The 17594-nt window shown below is 61.9% G+C and carries 15 protein-coding genes; 2 read left to right on the top strand and 13 right to left on the bottom strand.

Going from position 1 to position 17594, the window contains the following annotated elements:
* The first annotated feature begins 94 nt into the window (after positions 1-94).
* Complete coding sequence (locus AWB79_RS32150; RefSeq protein ID WP_061171484.1) at positions 95-1282, top strand: O-succinylhomoserine sulfhydrylase; 1188 nt, start codon at positions 95-97, stop codon at positions 1280-1282.
* Here AWB79_RS32150 and AWB79_RS32145 read toward each other — a convergent pair.
* The 4 genes from AWB79_RS32145 to AWB79_RS32130 form a co-directional block, all read right to left on the bottom strand.
* Positions 1279-2055, bottom strand: coding sequence for a helix-turn-helix domain-containing protein (locus AWB79_RS32145; protein WP_061171483.1), 777 nt, complete (start codon positions 2053-2055; stop codon positions 1279-1281). The two genes, AWB79_RS32150 and AWB79_RS32145, sit on opposite strands and share 4 nt — an antisense overlap.
* A gap of 11 nt (positions 2056-2066) precedes the next feature.
* Positions 2067-2408 (bottom strand): FKBP-type peptidyl-prolyl cis-trans isomerase, encoded by a 342-nt coding sequence (locus AWB79_RS32140; RefSeq protein WP_035502329.1) that lies wholly within the window; start codon positions 2406-2408, stop codon positions 2067-2069.
* Positions 2409-2508: 100 nt separating this feature from the next.
* Positions 2509-3924: a hypothetical protein gene (locus AWB79_RS32135; protein WP_061171482.1), complete on the bottom strand. Its 1416-nt coding sequence runs from the start codon at positions 3922-3924 to the stop codon at positions 2509-2511.
* A 160-nt stretch (positions 3925-4084) separates the two neighbouring features.
* Positions 4085-4405, bottom strand: a complete 321-nt coding sequence (locus AWB79_RS32130) for a hypothetical protein (RefSeq protein ID WP_157695895.1) — start codon at positions 4403-4405, stop codon at positions 4085-4087.
* Between AWB79_RS32130 and AWB79_RS39805 the strand changes: the two genes are divergently transcribed.
* Entirely contained in the window at positions 4404-4805 is a 402-nt protein-coding gene (locus AWB79_RS39805; protein WP_157695894.1) for a hypothetical protein, read from the top strand. The two genes, AWB79_RS32130 and AWB79_RS39805, sit on opposite strands and share 2 nt — an antisense overlap.
* On the opposite strand, the gene AWB79_RS32125 is transcribed toward AWB79_RS39805, so the two are convergent.
* From AWB79_RS32125 to AWB79_RS32090, 9 genes are all read right to left on the bottom strand, one after another.
* Positions 4775-7126, bottom strand: a complete 2352-nt coding sequence (locus AWB79_RS32125) for a polysaccharide biosynthesis tyrosine autokinase (protein WP_061171480.1) — start codon at positions 7124-7126, stop codon at positions 4775-4777. The two genes, AWB79_RS39805 and AWB79_RS32125, sit on opposite strands and share 31 nt — an antisense overlap.
* A 544-nt stretch (positions 7127-7670) precedes the next feature.
* Positions 7671-8768: a glycosyl hydrolase gene (locus tag AWB79_RS32120; RefSeq protein WP_061171479.1), complete on the bottom strand. Its 1098-nt coding sequence runs from the start codon at positions 8766-8768 to the stop codon at positions 7671-7673.
* 30 nt (positions 8769-8798) lie between these two features.
* Entirely contained in the window at positions 8799-9992 is a 1194-nt protein-coding gene (locus AWB79_RS32115; protein WP_061171478.1) for a glycosyltransferase, read from the bottom strand.
* A 28-nt stretch (positions 9993-10020) separates the two neighbouring features.
* Positions 10021-11100, bottom strand: coding sequence for a glycosyltransferase family 4 protein (locus tag AWB79_RS32110; protein WP_061171477.1), 1080 nt, complete (start codon positions 11098-11100; stop codon positions 10021-10023).
* 10 nt (positions 11101-11110) lie between these two features.
* Entirely contained in the window at positions 11111-12268 is a 1158-nt protein-coding gene (locus AWB79_RS32105) for a glycosyltransferase (protein WP_061171476.1), read from the bottom strand.
* Positions 12269-12820: 552 nt separating this feature from the next.
* Entirely contained in the window at positions 12821-12982 is a 162-nt protein-coding gene (locus AWB79_RS39800; protein WP_157695893.1) for a hypothetical protein, read from the bottom strand.
* Positions 12983-13284: 302 nt separating this feature from the next.
* Entirely contained in the window at positions 13285-14556 is a 1272-nt protein-coding gene (locus AWB79_RS32100) for a flippase (RefSeq protein WP_061171475.1), read from the bottom strand.
* Between the two features lie 426 nt (positions 14557-14982).
* Positions 14983-16473 carry a N,N-dimethylformamidase beta subunit family domain-containing protein gene (locus AWB79_RS32095; protein ID WP_061171474.1) on the bottom strand — a complete coding sequence of 497 codons (1491 nt, stop codon included), beginning with the start codon at positions 16471-16473 and terminating at the stop codon, positions 14983-14985.
* Positions 16474-16500: 27 nt separating this feature from the next.
* Positions 16501-17586 carry a glycosyltransferase family 2 protein gene (locus AWB79_RS32090; protein WP_061171473.1) on the bottom strand — a complete coding sequence of 362 codons (1086 nt, stop codon included), beginning with the start codon at positions 17584-17586 and terminating at the stop codon, positions 16501-16503.
* Positions 17587-17594 lie beyond the last annotated feature (8 nt).

Genomic DNA, 17594 nt, shown 5'->3' with positions numbered 1-17594 from the left:
TAAGGCTTCGGTTGCAATGCCGAACGAGCCCGCTTCGTCGATCGACCAAGCGGGCTTTTTTACGTCGCGAGCCTGAAAACAAGGGAGAAAAAACATGGACGAACACCTGAGCTTCGATACGCTCGCCGTGCGCGCCGGGACCTTGCGCAGTGAATTCAACGAGCATGCAGAGGCGCTGTTTCTCACGTCGAGCTTCTGCTTTTCGAGCGCGGGCGAAGCCGCCGAGCGCTTCAAGAACGCGGAAGAAGCGTACACGTACTCGCGCTTCACCAATCCCACGGTGACGATGTTCCAGAATCGCCTCGCCGCGCTCGAAGGCGGGGAAGCGTGCATGGCGACGGCATCGGGCATGTCGGCGATTCTCTCGGTCGTGATGGCGTCGATGCAGCAGGGCGATCACATCGTGAGTTCGAAGAGCCTGTTCGGTTCGACCATCGGCATGTTCACGCAGATCTTCCCGAAGTTCGGCATCACGACGACCTTCGTCGATCCGACGAAGCCCGAAGAATGGCAAGCCGCCGTCACGCCCGCGACGAAGATGTTTTTTCTGGAGACGCCTTCGAACCCGCTGACGGAGATCGCCGACATCGAAGCTATAGCGCAGATCGCGAATCAGAACGGCGCATTGTTCGTCGTCGATAACTGCTTTTGCAGTCCGGCCCTGCAGCAGCCGCTCAAGCTCGGCGCCGATGTGGTGATGCATTCGGCCACCAAGTTTCTCGACGGGCAAGGCCGCGTGCTCGGCGGCGCGCTGGTCGGCTCGAGGCGCTTCATCATGGAGACCGTGTTTCCGTTCGTGCGCAGCGCCGGGCCCACCATGTCCGCGTTCAATGCATGGGTGCTGCTCAAGGGCATGGAGACCTTGCCGCTGCGCGTGGAGAAGCAATCGGCAAATGCGTTCGATATTGCGCGCTGGCTCGAATCGCATCCGGCGGTGAATCGCGTGTTTTATCCGGGACTCGAATCGCACCCGCAACATGCGATCGCGAAGAAGCAGCAAAAGGCGGGCGGCGCGATCCTGTCGTTCGAACTGAAGGGCGACACGCAGGAACAGCAGCGCGCAAACGCGTGGCGCGTGATCGATGCGACGAAACTGTGCTCGATCACCGGCAATCTCGGCGACACGCGCACGACCATCACGCATCCGTCGACGACGACGCACGGACGTCTCGCGCCCGAAGTGCGCGAAGCGGCAGGCATACGTGAAGGCCTGATTCGTCTTGCCGTGGGACTCGAAGATCCGGCGGACATTCGCGCCGATCTGGAACGCGGGCTGAACTAGTGACTTCGCGGCGCGCTCGAGGCGCCATTGCGCCATTGCCCCGGCGAGACGCCGAAACGCTTTGAGAACGCATGCGTGAAGGCGCTCTGATCCGCGAAGCCGACATCGAGCGCAATGGCGATGAGCGTCGCGCGCGGATCGGCGAGCAGCGTGAGCGCGGTGTCGAGTCGCAAGCGATGCAGATAGCGATGCGGCGTCTCGCCGAACGCTTCGTTGAAGAGCTGATGAAAGCGCCGCATGCCGAAGCCGCAATGCGCGGCGAGATCGGCGATGCGCAGCGGCTCGGACAGATGCAGACGCAACCACCGGTCGATGCGTGCGAAGTCGAGACCACGCATCGCATCGACGGCGGGGTCGGCGTCCTGCATCAGCGCGCTGCAAAGATGCGCGGCGGCCTGCCATACGAAGCGATGCGAGAAACGCGCATCATGGACATTCGTCTGCCGCGCGACATCGGCGACGAGTTGCGTCACGCGAGGATCGACGACGATGGCGCGCGCCCGCTCGAAGAAACGTTCCGGGACCGCGATCGACGTGGCGGGAAGATCGAGCACGAGCTGGCGATTCTCGCCATCGGCCCAGTAATCGTGACGCGCGCCCGCGGGAATGATCCACGCGCCGCGACGGTCGATGCGCGCGCCGTTGCCGTCGACGGCCATTTCCATGCAGCCGTCGAGGCCGAGCACGATCTGATGAAAGTCGTGCACGTCGGACGCCTGCGCCGCCGCGTAGCGACGCAAGGCGAGGGCCGGACGAGGCAGCGGCGCGCTCATGCAGATTGTGCTCAGACGTCGAGCAGTTCCACTTCGAACACGAGCGTCGCGTTCGGCGGAATCACGCCGCCCGCGCCGCGCGCGCCATAGCCGAGTTGCGGCGGAATGGTCAGACGGCGCACGCCGCCGACCTTCATGCCCTGCACGCCTTCATCCCAGCCCTTGATGACCATGCCGCCGCCCAGCACGAAGGCGAACGGATCGTTGCGGTCCTTGCTCGAATCGAATTTCTGGCCATCCGTGAGCCAGCCCGTGTAGTGCACGCTGACGGTTTTGCCCGCGACGGCTTCGGCGCCTTCACCGACGGTGACGTCTTCGTACTTGAGACCGGAATCGGTCGTGACAATCGACATGGTTGCTCCCTGGTTGCCCGGCCATCGATGCGCGGCCGGTGGTCGAAACCAGCATTGTAGAACGGCAGAAGCGGGCGGCGACGTTCTACGCGTCATGTCCTCAGAGATGCCGTCCGCGCGGCCCGAAGCGCGAGCCGATGCGCGGACCGAGCTCCGGCCGCACATGCTTGCCGATGGCCGTGCCGATATTCGCGCCCACCTGCGAATCCTCCATCGCGCTGGCTGCGGCCTTGTCGCCGACCTGCATCCGCGCGAGCTTGAGCGCACGCACGCGCACGTAGGCCATCGCGACCAGCGTCCACGGCGCGAGATACGCGAACTCGGGCACCGAGACCATCATCATCGTCCAGGTGGCGGCGCAGCATTGACGCAGCGCCATGCCGCGCGGGTCCCAGTCGAGCTTGAACGCCGGATAGAGCATCAGCGCGCTGATGAACACCGTGCCGATGATCCCGGTATTCACGAGCAACGTGGAGAACAGATCGGTCGAGCGCACGTAGCCGAAGCCGATGCCGAACAACTGATTGAGCGGCGCCGCATGGAACCACAGGCGCATGGAGTTGAGGAACAGGCCGATACGGTCCGAGCCCGACTCGGTCTTCTGCTCGACCTTGTCCGTCACCATCTGCTTGAACAGATCGGCGATATAGTCCTGCGCGAGATACGCGACCACGCACAGCACGAACAAGGTGACGAGCGCCTTGACCGGATTCACGCCCAGCTTGCGCACGCGGATGATCCAGTACACCGCATAGCCGATCAGCACCGTGGACGACGTGCTCATCAGCAGCGACGCGCCGATGACCCACACCGGCCAGCGCAAGCGCGAAGTCGCGTTGAAGTAGACCCAGAAGGGGAAGATCGACATCGCGTACATCGATGGCTCGCCGGTGAGCGCCTTGAGACGCTGGATAGGGAAGCCCTTGATGTCGATCTGCTGGAAAGAGCTGCCGTTCACCGTGCCGTCCGAGCGCACGATGCCCTTGCCGAACTGATCGCCGAACGAGCGGTTCGAGATGAAGTCGCCCGGCTTGCCGGTCGCGACGTAGTACGCCACTTCGAACATGCCGTAGATCGCGAAGATCGTGACGGCCGCGAGCAGCCACTGGTCCCACGTCGGCTTGTAGTAGTGGTAGACGTAAGCCGCGTAGAGCACTACCGCCGCGACGTAGATCGACTGCGTAAACAGGCTCTTGCGCAGGATGAACGTGAAGGGATCGGTCTCGTCGACCAGCACGATCTTGCTGAAGTCGGGATCGAAAGGCGCCATGACGTCGGCGACCTGCGCGGTGCAGAACATCAGCAGCCAGACGATGATCGCGGCTCCGACGAAGTGCATCCAGCTCTTGCGCGCGCGGCCGCCATACAGCAGCACGAGCGGCACGGAGAGGAAGCACATCAGATAGCCGATCGTCGTGCCCTGGATCGACGGAATGACGACGAACGACGTCACCGGCATCGCGAAGGCCCAGATTCTGTAATAGAGGTCGGTCAGCGCCGCTTTTTCTTTCATCATCGAAGGGTAGGGTGTGTCCGGTTCGGGCCGGGCTTTCTCTCGTTATCGTGAGCGGCCGAAGCGAGAGCAAGCAAGACGCCTGCCGGCTCGATCATCGGGTATCCGCGTCGAGGGTATGTACATTCACGCACGGCGTGAATCGTCTGACTGCAGCTTTCGCTCATAACGCCGCCGTGTCACGGGTGCGCTTTGCACGCGCCGCTTCGGCTGCGGCATCGTCGTTCGGAGGCTCGTCCACGACGCCGAGCCAATGATGCGAACTCAGCGACCGGATTCGCGCATCGAGTCCCGACTCGCCGAGCCACAGATATCCGCTGATCGCGAGCAGGGCGAGCACGAGAACCAGCACCGCCCGCTTGCGCACGGCGTGTGATCCCCGTGCGATCAGACGGCCGGCGGCTGCTTGCGCTGGCGCCGACAGGCGCGGCACGTACGACCGCTTCTGCGCGCGATGGTAATCGCAATGCGGACATACGGTCATGTTCGCGCTCACTGGCCGCCTGCAACGCGGACATTGCACGAGCCGATGCCTGCGGAGAAAGCGTCCGTTCATGGGCGTCTCTTTGTTCGAACCGGCTGGCGACGCGCAACGCGTCGAAACCCCCGAGACCCACCCTTGCGGACGAAGACGTATGAACAAACGTTCTGATCGCCGGCATGCGCTGCGCGCGACGATCACGTTCCAGAGGATGGCTTGCTCCGAAACCATTCGACTTCCCGATCGCGCGGGAAATTCCCGCTACGGATGGGCTCATGTCGACAGACACCTGCGATCCAGCGTGAAGCGCCGCGTGACGGGCACGCGGCGCAATGCTGTCATGCAATGCGCGCTTCGTTACGCGCATCGTTATCAGTTTACCGGTTTGAACGTGCTCGTATAAGCCGCCGCGTAACCATAGCTGCGCCGATTGCTCGGACGACGCGGAATCGCGTTGAAGACCGAGCCGACCAGTCTGCCGCCGGAGCGCTGCACCTTCTTCACGGTTTCCTCGATCTCTTCCTCGCTCTGGATGCCCGAGCGCAGCACGAGCACGGTCGAGCCGGCATCGCTCGCGACGATCGCCGCATCGGTCACGACGAGGAACGGCGGCGTATCGACGATCACCAGATCGAACTGATCGCTCATGCGCGCGAGCATGTTGCGGAAGCCCGGCATCATCAGCAGCTCCGAAGGATTCTCCGGATAGCCGCCGCAGGACATAAACGACAGGCCCGGCACGCCGACATAGCGGATCGCATCGCCCAGCGCCATCTCGCCCTTGAGCACTTCCGAGAGGCCGCCGGGATTCGACTGCTTGAAGAACGAGGCGATATGGCCGCGCCGCATGTCCGCATCGATCAGCAGCACGCGCAGGCCGATTTCCGCGAGCAGCACCGACAGGTTGGCCGCCACGAAGCTCTTGCCCGCAGACGGAATCGGGCCGGTCAGCATCACGATGTTGTTCGGTGCATTCGCGAGATCGCGATACAGCTCCGTGCGCACCGCACGCAGCGCTTCGACGGCCGGATCGTGCGGATAGCGCGTCGCGAGCACCCGGGCGTCGCGATGGGTCTCGGCCACGTGCGGCATCGCGAACGCATCGTGCTCGGGCAGCTCCACATGAGGCAAGGCCTTTGGCGCGCTGCCGTTCTGCGCCCCGGAGTATGCAAGCGGCGCATGTTCCACCGGCGACACCGCGATCTCGTGATCGAGCATTGCCTGCTGCCGGCTGTACAGCACTTCGCCCAGCACCGGCACCGACAGACGGCGTTCGACGAACATCGGATCGGTCACGCCGATCATCGCGTGACGGCGCAGGAAGATAAAGAACGTTCCGAGGAAGAAGCCCAGTCCCGTACCCGCCGCGATCACGAGCGACTTGTTCGGCTTGACCGGACGATACGGACGCAGCGCGTTATCGACGATATGCGCGCCGCCGCTCGTGCTCGCGCGACGCACCGAGAGCTCCTCGGCCTTGTTGACCATGCCCATGTAGATCGTCTCGGCGACGCGCGCATCACGCGTAAGCTCCGCGTTCTGGCGCTCGGAAGCCGGCATGCTGTCGAAGCGCGACTGAATCTGCTTGTTCGACGACTCCAGTTCAGCGATCTGCTGATTCAGGTTCTGCACCTGCGGGCTGCTCGGCGTGAACTTTTGCAAAGCCTGCGTGCGTTGCAGTTTCAGCGTCGCGAGCTGCTGCATCGACACGATGCTGCCTTGCAGATAAGCCTGCGCCTCGTTGATCGGCTGCACCGACTGCGACTTCGCGCGGAACGCGCTCAGGTTGCCTTCGGCTTTCTTCAGGTCGGATTCGAGGCGCGGCAGCTCTCCGCGGATGAATTCGAGCGTCTTGGTGTCGTTCGCCTGACGGGCCTGCACCGCTGCGGTCAGATAGGCCTGGCCGAGCGCGTTGGCGACGTCGGCGGTGAGCGCGGGATCGTCGGCGTTGAAGCTGATCTGCACGACGCCCGTGTCTTTCGCGGACTCGGCCACCTTCATCGTCTTCTTCATGAGCGCGATCGCGTCGAGCGTATTCAGGCGCGTGACATCGAAGTGCATGCCCGGCCGCCCGACGACATGGTTGACGAGAATCGACACACCGTTGGCGGTTGCCGGGCGACCGATCGTGCCGCGCAGCAGCGTGTCGCCGTCGGGGTCGCGCAGCTCGTACTGGTTGTTGTCGAGCAGAACGAAATCGAGCTTCTGATCTTCGAGTCCGGGCGGCACGTCGAGCCGGCCGATCTGCAGTTGCTCCCCACCCCAGCCGTATGAATCGAGGCCGAGCCACGCCGGTGCGAGATGCCCCTTCTTTGCGAAAAGCTCGGCGATCTGCCCGAGCACGGGGAATGTCTTCGGCTTGACTCTCACGTCGAAATGAAACTGCTTCACGACGGGTTCGAGCACGGAACGGCTTTGCATCACAGAAATTTCAGCGGGTGCAATCTGATTCACCGTTTGCGACATCTGCTGCATCTGCTGCTGATTCTGCGGCGCAATGCCGAGTGCGTTGGGATCGGGTGGATCCACGCGCACCACCACATCCGATGAATAGATGGGCTTGGCAAGGAATGCATAGGAGGCCGCAAGCGCGGCCGCCACCCCGATGAACAGGAAGAGTATGCCGAGATGATCGCGCAAGAGCTTGAGCATGTCGCTCGCGGTGAATTCACCGTCGTCCTTGCCTGGGCGCGAAGATCCGGAGTTGACATAGAGGGTGTTCAATGGCGCCGTCCTCAGTTCGATAAGTTGAGCATTGGTTTCAGGGCTACAAAAAGCAGCTAGCCCGCGCGGCTATGTCCGCGGTTCGTCTTGCGAGTCGTTGGTCCGGCGCATGGCCGTTGGAAAAATTCCAGACTTAGGCGCGAGAGGCTCTGAAAGCGGGTGAAGCGCGTCGCGCTTCGGATCTGCGTGACGAGAGATGTCGGCTCGTCGGAGTGCGATGCTTCGCTGAAGCACACTCCGTGCCTCGTCGCCGCGCCTCAGGATTCGGATGATGATGACCATGCGAACCCCGATGTGAATCGCCTGGCATTAAAACGACACGATACGACTGGAGAAAATAGCGTCAAAGCTATCTTCCTGTCGTCAACCGGTCGCGTCTGTTAAGTAGCGAACGTTATATGCGTCGATAAGTCGGGCACGGCACTTGCGATTTAACCGAATCGCGCGATAATTGCCGGTTTCGCAGATGTTTCATTTGTAACACTAGGCAACCGTCTTCATCGCGACGATCGCAGAACACACCGCAGAGAATCGCACGCCTTGCTCACGGCATGGGATTCGCCTTGATGAAATCGCGCACCGTATCGAAGCGCCCCTTGCGCGTTTTGCCGTCGTCCTGAATCACGCCATAGTTGCCGTCGCCGCCATAGCGTTGGTCGTCATAAAGCTCGTACAACGTCACGTTCTGGATGTTGTAGGTCTTCGCCAGCGAGACGAATCCCTTCAAGGCGTCCTTGCCCGTGAGATACCCGCCCGGGTCCGCGTGGTTAGGCCGCACGCCGTATTCCGTGATCCAGATGGGCTTGCCGTAACTGTCGCGCAGCCGTTCGAGGACATTGACCTTGTTGCTGCCCGCGGCGGTGATCGAGCCCATGTTCGAATACCAGTGCCACGCGGTGATGTCCCACTGCGGGATGGGATGACCGCTCGAACCGTCGGGCTGCGTGCCCGCATACAGCATGTCCGTGAAACCGTAGTGCAGCCAGCTGAAGGACGTGAGCAGGATCTTCGCGTCCGGGTTCGCTTCGCGTATGCCCTTGATGAGGCCGAGAATCGAACCGCGAGCCTTCATGAACTTCTCGTTGTCGTAATCCGACGGGTGCTCGCCGCTGCGGTCGGAGCCCTTGATCGTCCAGTTGTCGTATTCGTTGCCAACCTGATAGTACGTAACCAGACCCTTGAGTACGCTTCCGGCGGTCTTCCCTAGCGCATAACCGCGTTCGAACGTTTCCTGTTCGTCGCGGCGCTTCTCCGGTTCGAAGGGCGTGACGAGCGCGAGCACGCCGATGCATTGCTTCGCCGCGGCGCGCGCGAAGTCCGCGACCATCTGCGCGCTGCCCTCGCTGGACACATCTTGCGCGTACATCGTGACACCGAGATCGCGAAGCTGTGAAATCTGCAAGTCGTAGGGGACCATGCGATACGCGCCGCGATGCTCCAGATGGCCGGCGATTCCGTAGAACACGCCGGTCGAGCCCTTGCCGCAGGCGATTTTCGGCGTGGCGCCGACGGTAGCCTGGGCATTGGGCGGGGCCGAACGGCTGGTGTGGTAGGCATCGGGCGAGCCGCTGCGCGCATAGATCAGCACGGATGCGCAGAGAAGCGCGCCAAAGACGGATACCGCGACTGGCAAAGTTCGCATCGACGTTCGTCCCTGGGAATGTGCGCGCCGTTACTTCGCCAGCACGTCGGAATGTTTGGGTGAGACCTGAGCGCCTTCATGACGCGAGGGGCCCGAGTGCAAGACGACGTTCTGCGCCTGCGCATCGAACGCTTCGCGCGAGAAACGCCGTCTGAATTCGCTGGTGAGCGAGGTGAGAGTAAGATCGCGGGCCGCGAAAATGCGTCTGACGAACGCGTCATGATCATGCGCGGGGAAGAGCAGTGCGTCCGGAAGATAGGAGTCGAGCCCCGACACGCGCGACACGACGATAGGCCTCTCGGCGAGCACGGCCTCGATCATCACGAGCGGCACGCCCTCATACGCCGAGGGAAGCACGAGCGTATCGCTTGCGACGATGTACGGCAGCACGTCCTTCTGCGGACCGACCATGCGCACGCAGGCGGACAGCGGGGGACTCGCTTCGATCATGTCGCGCAGACGCGCATCGTCCGGTCCTTCGCCGATGATCAGCACGAGCGTTCGCGCAAATGCACCCGCGTGGCGCTCGATGGCTTGCATCAGGAAGTCCTGGCGCTTCTGCTGGAAGTTCAGGCGCCCGACGTGCGCGATGATCGTCGTGCCATCGTCGGGCAGGCCGAGCGTGGCGCGCGCCGCCTGCTTCGTGAGCGTCGAGCGGCTGAAGCGATCGTCGACATAGTTCTCGAGGATCATCGCGCGCGCATTCGGAGCGAGCCTCTTCAGCTTGCCGCGCAGATGATCGTTCAACGTCACATACTCGTTTGGCACGCGATACAGCACGCGCTTCACAAGCCACTTGATCTTTCCACCCACGCCGACGTTCACGGGCGCATCGTCGACGAGAGGCAGGTAGCTCACCGCGATGGTGCGCGCGTAACGCGCGGCGAAGAGCCCCGCGATACCGGAGGCGATCGTGCCTTGCGCAATCACGAGCTTGTCCAGTTGCAACACGCGCAGCCTGGCTGCAGTCGAGCGGATCATGCGCAGCAGGGCGAAGAGATTACCGCGTAGCGATTCAGCCGTGTAGGAAAGACCGACCGTCCTCACTTTCGGGTGCGCGCGCGTCAGATCATTCACATAGCGAAACAGCGGCTCGTTGGCCGTCGGCACGAGGATATCCAGCGTCTCGATATGCGCGCACGCGACGAGCGCGAGCATGAAGCGCTTGAGCATCTCTTCATGACCGCCGTTGATGCCCGAGTCGCAATAGATTCCAACCTTCACCGGCTACCTCCTTGCAGCGCGCGCGCCATCACGGCTTGTCGATGAACTGCATGAGCACGCGTGCGCTTTCGGTCCAGCGGAAACGCTCGGCGTGTGCGAGGCCGCGGCGCTTCAGATCCTCGCTCAGTTGCGGCGAGTCGAGCAATTCGCGCAGCTTGTTCGAAATATCCTCTACCGAATACGGATCGCAGTAGATTGATGCATCGCCGCACGTTTCCGGCAACGCGGCCGCGCGCCCGACCAGCGTCGGGCAGCCATTGCGCATTGCTTCGAGCGGCGGAATGCCGAAACCCTCATAGATCGAAGGATAAAGGAAGCAGGCCGCATTCTGGTAGAGCGCTCTGAGTTTTTCGTCGCTCACGTAGCCCGCCTGCTTGATGTTCGGCGCGTTCGAAAGGTCATGAGCGCGGCCGAAGATCGAAGCATTCTTCATACCGACGATCACGAGATCGATCGACGGATCGTTCAGGCGCATGAAAGCCTCGACGAGGCGTTTGAAGTTTTTCGTCGGATTCATGCTGCTCACGGCCAGCACGTAGCGGTTCTTCGTGAGCTTCAGATCGTCGATGACCGAGGTGTCCGGCGTGATGTGATCCAGATGATCGGCCGCGAGCGGCACCACGCCGATGCGTTCAGCCGGCACGCCGACATGATGCGCGAGCCGGTCCCGCGAAAACTTCGAATTCGTCAGCACGCAGCTCGACGTGCGCGCGAGAATCCAGAACATGATGTGATACCAGGTGCGGAACTTCCATGAGAAGTGCGACGGCGTGTCGAACACCGCGGCATCGTGCATGTAGATGATCTGGTTGCCGCGAAAGATCGAGCCCGAGTTGGAAAGGTTCACGATGCGCGAGCGCCCGGCGAACAGCGGCAACACGATCTGCTCCCAGAACACGCCTTTGCCGAAGCCGAGCTTGACGGTCTCGACGCCCTGCACGGGATCGAGGCCGGTTTGCGGCGGGACGGCGAGAGTGACATGCGAACCTTGCGGCAACTGCACCAACGCGGCGACGAGTTCGCGCGCGACGCGTTGCACGCCGGTGGTTTTCTGGCTGGTGAAGCGCCCGTTATAGACGAGCTTGCTGGTGGCGATGGATGTGTCCATATTCGGTGCGTCAGAACTGAGAATCGGAGCTGGTTTCATACGAGGCGGCCTCATTCGCGCCGAGCGGCTCGCGCGCGGGCTTGTCGGAAGCGAACTGATACACCGAGAGCCATTGCCGGAAAATCGCGTCCATCGAAAAACGTTTGCTGGCCGAGTTGCGCGCGGCGGCGCCCATGCGTGCGCGCAACGCGGGGTCGTCGCGCAACATGGCGATGTACTTGCCCATCTCCGCCATGTTCGAGGCGACGAAACCCGTGACGCCGTGCTGCACCACGTCACGATTGCCGACCACGTCGGTGACGACGGCGGGAATGCCCGCTACCTGCGCCTCGATGAGAGCGATAGGCATGCCTTCCCAACGTGACGTCTGCACGTAGACATCGAGTTCCGCCGTGAGTTCGAGCGCGCGCTCACGCGTCACCCAACCGCTGCATGATACGGCGTTGCGAGCCGTCTGACCGCCGGGCAGTTCATCGAGATTGCCGCCGATCCACAGAAAGCGCACGGCGGGGCCGTGCAGATCGGTCGCGAGCTTCACGAACGCTTCGTGGTTCTTCTGATACGAAGCGCGCCCGCTCATGCCAATCAGCAATTCGCCCGAGCTCTTCTCGATGCGCGGCGGAATTTCCGGCACGTTTACGCCGTTCTCGATCATGCGCGTCTCGCGCGTGCGCATCTTCGTTTCGATCTCGGAAAGCTCGCTATTCGAACAGGCGACGATGGTGCCGCCCATGCGGGCCGCGATGCGCTCGAAGCTCAGATACGCGAATTGCTTGGCCGGCGAAACATCGCGACGCAGAAAGGCCAGCCCGTGCGGCGAGTAGAACACGCGCGCATTGGGGGCGGCGATGCGCGCGGCCGCGCGGCCCAGCACACCCGCCTTCGACGAATGCAGATGCACGACCGACGGATCGCATTCCCTCAACTTGCGCACCAGGTCCCAAAGACTGGCCCAGTCGTTCTTCAAGCTCACTTCGCGGAACATGCTGACGTAGGCTAGCTTTACCGCCGGGTGAAACAGCCTCGAGAAATTATCGGGCGTTTCCTGCCGGATCGAATGAAGGATCGTTACGCCGACGCCAGCGGCCGCCGCACGGTTCGAAAGCTGGGTCAGCATCGACAGCACCCCGCCTCCAAAAGCCTCGGTTATATGGACGATCTCTTTCATGTTTAAACTCATCGATTGGCGGTTTGCCGAACGCCCCGCGGCAAACGCAATGGAAAAGGAAGCGGCCTAGTGGTTATCAGTAAAAGATGACGCTACGCGAGGCGGAGGACGTGCGAACACCTGCAACAGATCGCATAAAGAGCCGGCTATGCGCGTCGCAGTACTAATCGAGGATGTAATAGACACTCGAAAAATACACACGCGCTCCGACGTAGCATTCCTCGTTCCTCGCACGTACTATGCGAGCAACGCCCCCTCAAGCTTGCCTTCAAGCCTGGATTTACTTGCTGCGAACACCCGGCGAGTCGATCTGGCCGAGAGGGTGTCGCGTGGTCGGTCTTTGCGAAGAATATTCTGCGTCGCGCCGATGAGGCGCAGGTCAGCCGTGCAATCACGACTCCCCTGCAGCGGGACGTAAAGCCGATGGTCAATCAATGTTTAAGCTTGTCAAAGCCGGGCGCCCCCGCGCCGGGCCGGAGCACCTTTTCTGTCCGTGCCCGGGACATTGTCAACGCTGAGCTTTACTCTGCTGATAAACCTGACTCTTTACGATCATTTGGTCACGGTGGAATTCTGCTGAGCAATCGTCGCTTCGCAAATCTGCAGAAGGATCTTCAAATCCCTCAGCGGAACCGCGACCGATTGCATGCGCAGGCTTTCGGCCTGCTCGACCAGCTTCAGCACACGTTCGATCGACATTTCCTCGGATTCCATTCGACGGCTCTCTTAAATAAACACTGTTCTTACCATTAAGATATCGGCTTGAATCGCTCTGGTCCGTTCGTTCACTCACATACATGGAAGCAACTTTTGGAGTAGAGCGCAAGTCGAAAGCATTGCCTGCGCGGTGCAGGTGCGAAGCGTTTATTAAAGGTGCATACGGCGAGTAAGCCAACCACGGTAACGAAGCGAAACACTTGATGCGTTTATATCACGCGTTTTTCTCGTCATGTGATATGCACGACGGCGAGAATGACTCAATAGGATAGCCAGGTCACACATGCCGACGCGGGCTATCAGGTACCCGTGCTCGCGCCTTCCGGTATCGGCCGCTTGAGCAAAGGAACGCCCTGCAAATACAGCGTAAAGGCCATGCCGGCCGCGACAGCGGTCTCGACGATCAACACCGTGGCCGCCGCACCCTGCTCGCCGAAGAACTTCGCAAGCACGGCCAGCAAGCCGAAATTCAGCACCGCCGAGGCGATCAGCACGCGGCTGAACTGCGCCTTCATGCCGAGCGGAAGCATGGTCTGAACGCCGAAGAGATCTGCGAGGCCCGCCATTAACGGCACGAAAGCCATCCAGCGCAACACGTCTACGGTAGGCGCGAATTGCGGTCCATACAAGATCTTTACCGCGAGCGGCGCGCCGAAGAAGATGCACACCGAAATAAGCGAAACGATCGTGCCTTGCACCACGAACATCTTGCGCAGGAACGCGAACGCATCGTCCTTGGCGTGATGCATAAGGAAACTCACGCGCGGATAAGCCGCGGTCTTGAGCGGCGAGAGCATGTTCAGCGCTGCGCGAATCAGCTTGTCGGCCGCGGCGAAATAGCCGCCGGCTACGTTGCCCGCTATGAACGCGAGGATCACGATGTTGCTCGAGGCGTAGATATCGGCGAGCGCGGTCGCCATGAATACGCTCCAGCCTTCCTTCAGACGACCATGGATGGTCCTGACCGACACCGGCACGAAATCGAGCTCGCGACGGGACCACAGATAAGCGCAAATGGCGATACCGGAGAGCAGAGGCACGAGCGCATTCACGGCCATGGCGATATAGACATCGTTACGTTCGCGCACGAAGAGATACATGGCGGGAATGCTGAGCGCGCGGCCGAGGAACACGAGCGCGCTCAGCACGCCGAGGTCTTCAATGCCCTGGAAGTACCACGTCGGGATCAGCATCGCGCCGATGGCCTGGCCATAGCCTATCAACAGCAGCTCGCGATTTTCCTCGAGATAAGGCACGACGGACGTGAGCGCGACGAGCACGACGAGTCCCGCCATCGCGAGCGCCATCTGCGTGAGGATGGTTTCCCAGAACACCTGCGAGCGCAGCGCGCGATTCTCACGATTGATGGAGATCTTTGGCGTGGCGGTCAGCGAGAAGCTGTAGTTGGTGATGGAGATGAAATAGGCGGTGAACGCCAAGCCGAATGAAAGGCGGCCATACTCGCTCGGACCCAGCACGCGGGCGAGCCACGGCAAGGTCAGAAGCGGTGCAAGGTATGTGGATACCTGCAACGTCATCAGAATCGTGAAGTTCTTTCGAAAAGAAGCCATTGAACGGTTTTCCCGGCTTTAGCGCTGCGTGATCTTGATGACTGTGACGCAAGGGTGCGAATCCCGCGGGTTCGCCCGACTCGGCGGGCCTATGCGTGACAACGCCGCGGGCGATTAGTTTCGCGCGAACGTCTCGCCGTCAGTGCGGCATGAGGCCAAAGAGGTCAGCGCACCCGTGCCTTGGCCTAGCCTGGGGTGCGCGCGAGTTGAACAGAGGGCGCAGGTTCCGGGCCTGAGTTTCATCCGGAGAATGCGCCGTGCAAATGCAGCAAACATTTAACTGCAGAAAAGCGCAATCATCAGTGGGTTTCCCCACCAAAGGTCATACAAGGAATGGATTCACTCGATTGAAAACCAAGCGAAGTGCTGTTAGGCGATCATGCACGCACATGGCCGCCGCGGCAACATCCATGTGTTCGTGCGCCTTCAGACCGCAGCGTCGTCCTTCACTGTTTCATCGGTATGAACGGGCGCGTCGTTCCCCGAAGTATCGCCGCGTCGCGCGACATGCAGCGGCAAGCCGATGAATCTGCGCACCACGTTGCGCGTGATCTGATCCACGATCACGCGGCTCTGCGCTTCGGGATCCATCAGCACGCGCGGCCAGTCGGTCGTGCCGCCATTGAAGACGAGACCTTGCTCGGGACCGCCTTCGGGATCGGGCTGAAACACGCCCATTGCGCCCACGCCGCCCATGTCCCAGCCGACGAGCTGCATGGTGTCCGCGAGCTTCACGAAGCCGTTCGGAACGGGCGGCACGCCGTCGACTTCATAGCCCACGAGCCGGTCCTTCGCGCCGAAGGTTTGCCCATCGACGAGACCCGTTCCCGCGAATACCCAATGATTCGCATCGCACACCGTGTAGCCGATGGCTTCGCGCTCACGCCTGATCCAGCCGCCGCGCAAGCGCTTCCACACGCCGTACTTGCCGCCGCCGTAGCCGTAGCTCAGCCCGATGAGGTTCGATTCGTCATGCCCCGGCCATTTCTCGCCGAGGCGATTCATCGCCGCGTAATCGCCGTCTATGGGCGCATCGTCGTAATCGATCGGACGGAAGCAGGTATTGCCGCTGAAGATCGCGAGATTGCCGCCTTGCGCGATGAACTTCGCGACGCGCTCGCGCATCAGCGTGGACCAGTATTCATGATGTCCGACACTCAACATGCAGCGATAGTTCTCCAGTTTCAGGTCCGTGCCGCGATGCAGATCGTGGTCCGTGTAGAAGTCGCATGCAATGCCTTCCGTACGCAGCCAGCGGATGAATTTCGCGTCCCAGTGCGTGAACTGCTGACGCGGTGAGCGCGGATCATACGGATCGGTTGGCTCGCCGAGCTGTGCGCCCAGCCCACCGCCCGGACGCAGCAGACTCACTTTCGTCTGCGGTTGCGTGCGATGAATCGGGTCGCCGTAATAACAGCCGCCGCCCATCGAGTTATAAGCGTGATACGTATTGACCGGCACGATGTACGCGATCGCAGCCGATGGCGTGCGCGGCCGCGCGATCACGAGCGCCATGCTGTCCGAATCGGGTGGTCCTGCGAAGACCGGCATGTGCGCGGCGGCACGGCGCCCGAGCTCCGTGAGCGGCTCGCCGCTCGCGCCGACTTCATACGCGATCGCAACATAAGCGCCGGTTTCGAGCACATCGACATTGGGCCTGATCGTGATGACGGGCCAGCCCCAGTCCGCATCGTGGCGCACCGGCCCCACGCGCCCCGGCGACTGAAACACGAACTTGCCGTTCTTCAGTTCGGCCGGCACGGCGCCGCCCGGCTGCACGGCGACGCCGCCCGTGCTCGTCAGCGTCTCGTCATTGCCCTGATGGTAGATAGCGATCGAAAAGCGCGAGCCCGGCTGCACCGCGAGATCGAACCACTCGCCGGCGGTGAAGCCGGGCCTCTTCGGATAGATCTGCATACTGAACCCGCCTCGTAGACCTTTTTATCATTGTTGATTGCCCGCGGGCGGACGGCCGCGCAAATTCCCCGGAGCACGTGCACGCGGTGGCGCCACAGGCGGACGCAACTCGAGACCGAGTGCACGCTTTACCATGCGCTTGGCCTGGAACCAGCGGCGATCGGTGACGATCTTCTTGTGAAAGCTCAGTTCCTTCGGCGTATCCGTGCGGCTCGCGGCAAACACGCGATAGTGCGCCGCGGTGTCCTCGACCGTCCTGATCGATTCCGCGAACGCACGCGCATCCACGCGCGCGGCCTGATGACACGCATACGAGAAGACCTTGTGAAACATCGCGAGCCAGAAAGGGTCCAGCGGACCTCCGTCGCAACGTTCCATGGTCTCTTCGGCACAGGTCGTGAGCGAGGTGACAGTGTACGGCGTCGCGCGCGTCGTGATGCTGCCGGCGCGGCGACGATAGAAGTAGAGATTGTCGGCGAGGCGGTACAGCGTGCGCGCGCGGGCATAGACGAGCGGAATCGCGGCGGCGTCCTCGTAGACGCGGCCGGCCGGAAACTCGACGCCGTCCCACAACGCGCGCTTGTACACGCGCGCGGCCGGAAACACCTGATACACGCGCGCGAAGTCGAGCAGCGCGGGCAGATCGCACCGACGATGACCGATGGTCGCCGGATCGATCAGGCTCACATGGTCGATCACCTTGCCCGCGGAACTGATGATGCCCACGTTGAACTCGATGATGTCCGCCCGGTTCGCGTCGAGCAGCGGCATGATCTTCTCGGTGAAGTCGGCGGACCAGACATCGTCCGAGTCGAGAAAGCCGATGTAGGGCGAAGTCGCTTCCGCGATTGCCCGATTGCGCGCCGCCGACACCCCGCGGTTCTCCTGATGGATCACGCGAATGTTGCGGCCGCGCTCGGTGCGCTGGACTTCGAGAATGCGTTCGAGGGTGTTGTCGGTGGAGCCGTCGTCGATGACGATCAGCTCGATCTCCTCAGAGCGCGGCTGCGAGAGCGCGGACTCCAGCGACGCAGCGATGAAGTGCTCCACGTTGTACGCGGGGATGATCACCGAGAGCAAGGTGTTGGTCATGCCGTTGTGGACGCGTGTCATAGTGCTCG

Source organism: Caballeronia hypogeia (assembly GCF_001544875.2).
In the GTDB taxonomy this organism is placed as follows: domain Bacteria; phylum Pseudomonadota; class Gammaproteobacteria; order Burkholderiales; family Burkholderiaceae; genus Caballeronia; species Caballeronia hypogeia.
The sequence above is the reverse complement of the archived record's forward strand: the minus strand, read 5'-3'. Positions and strand labels throughout refer to the sequence as shown.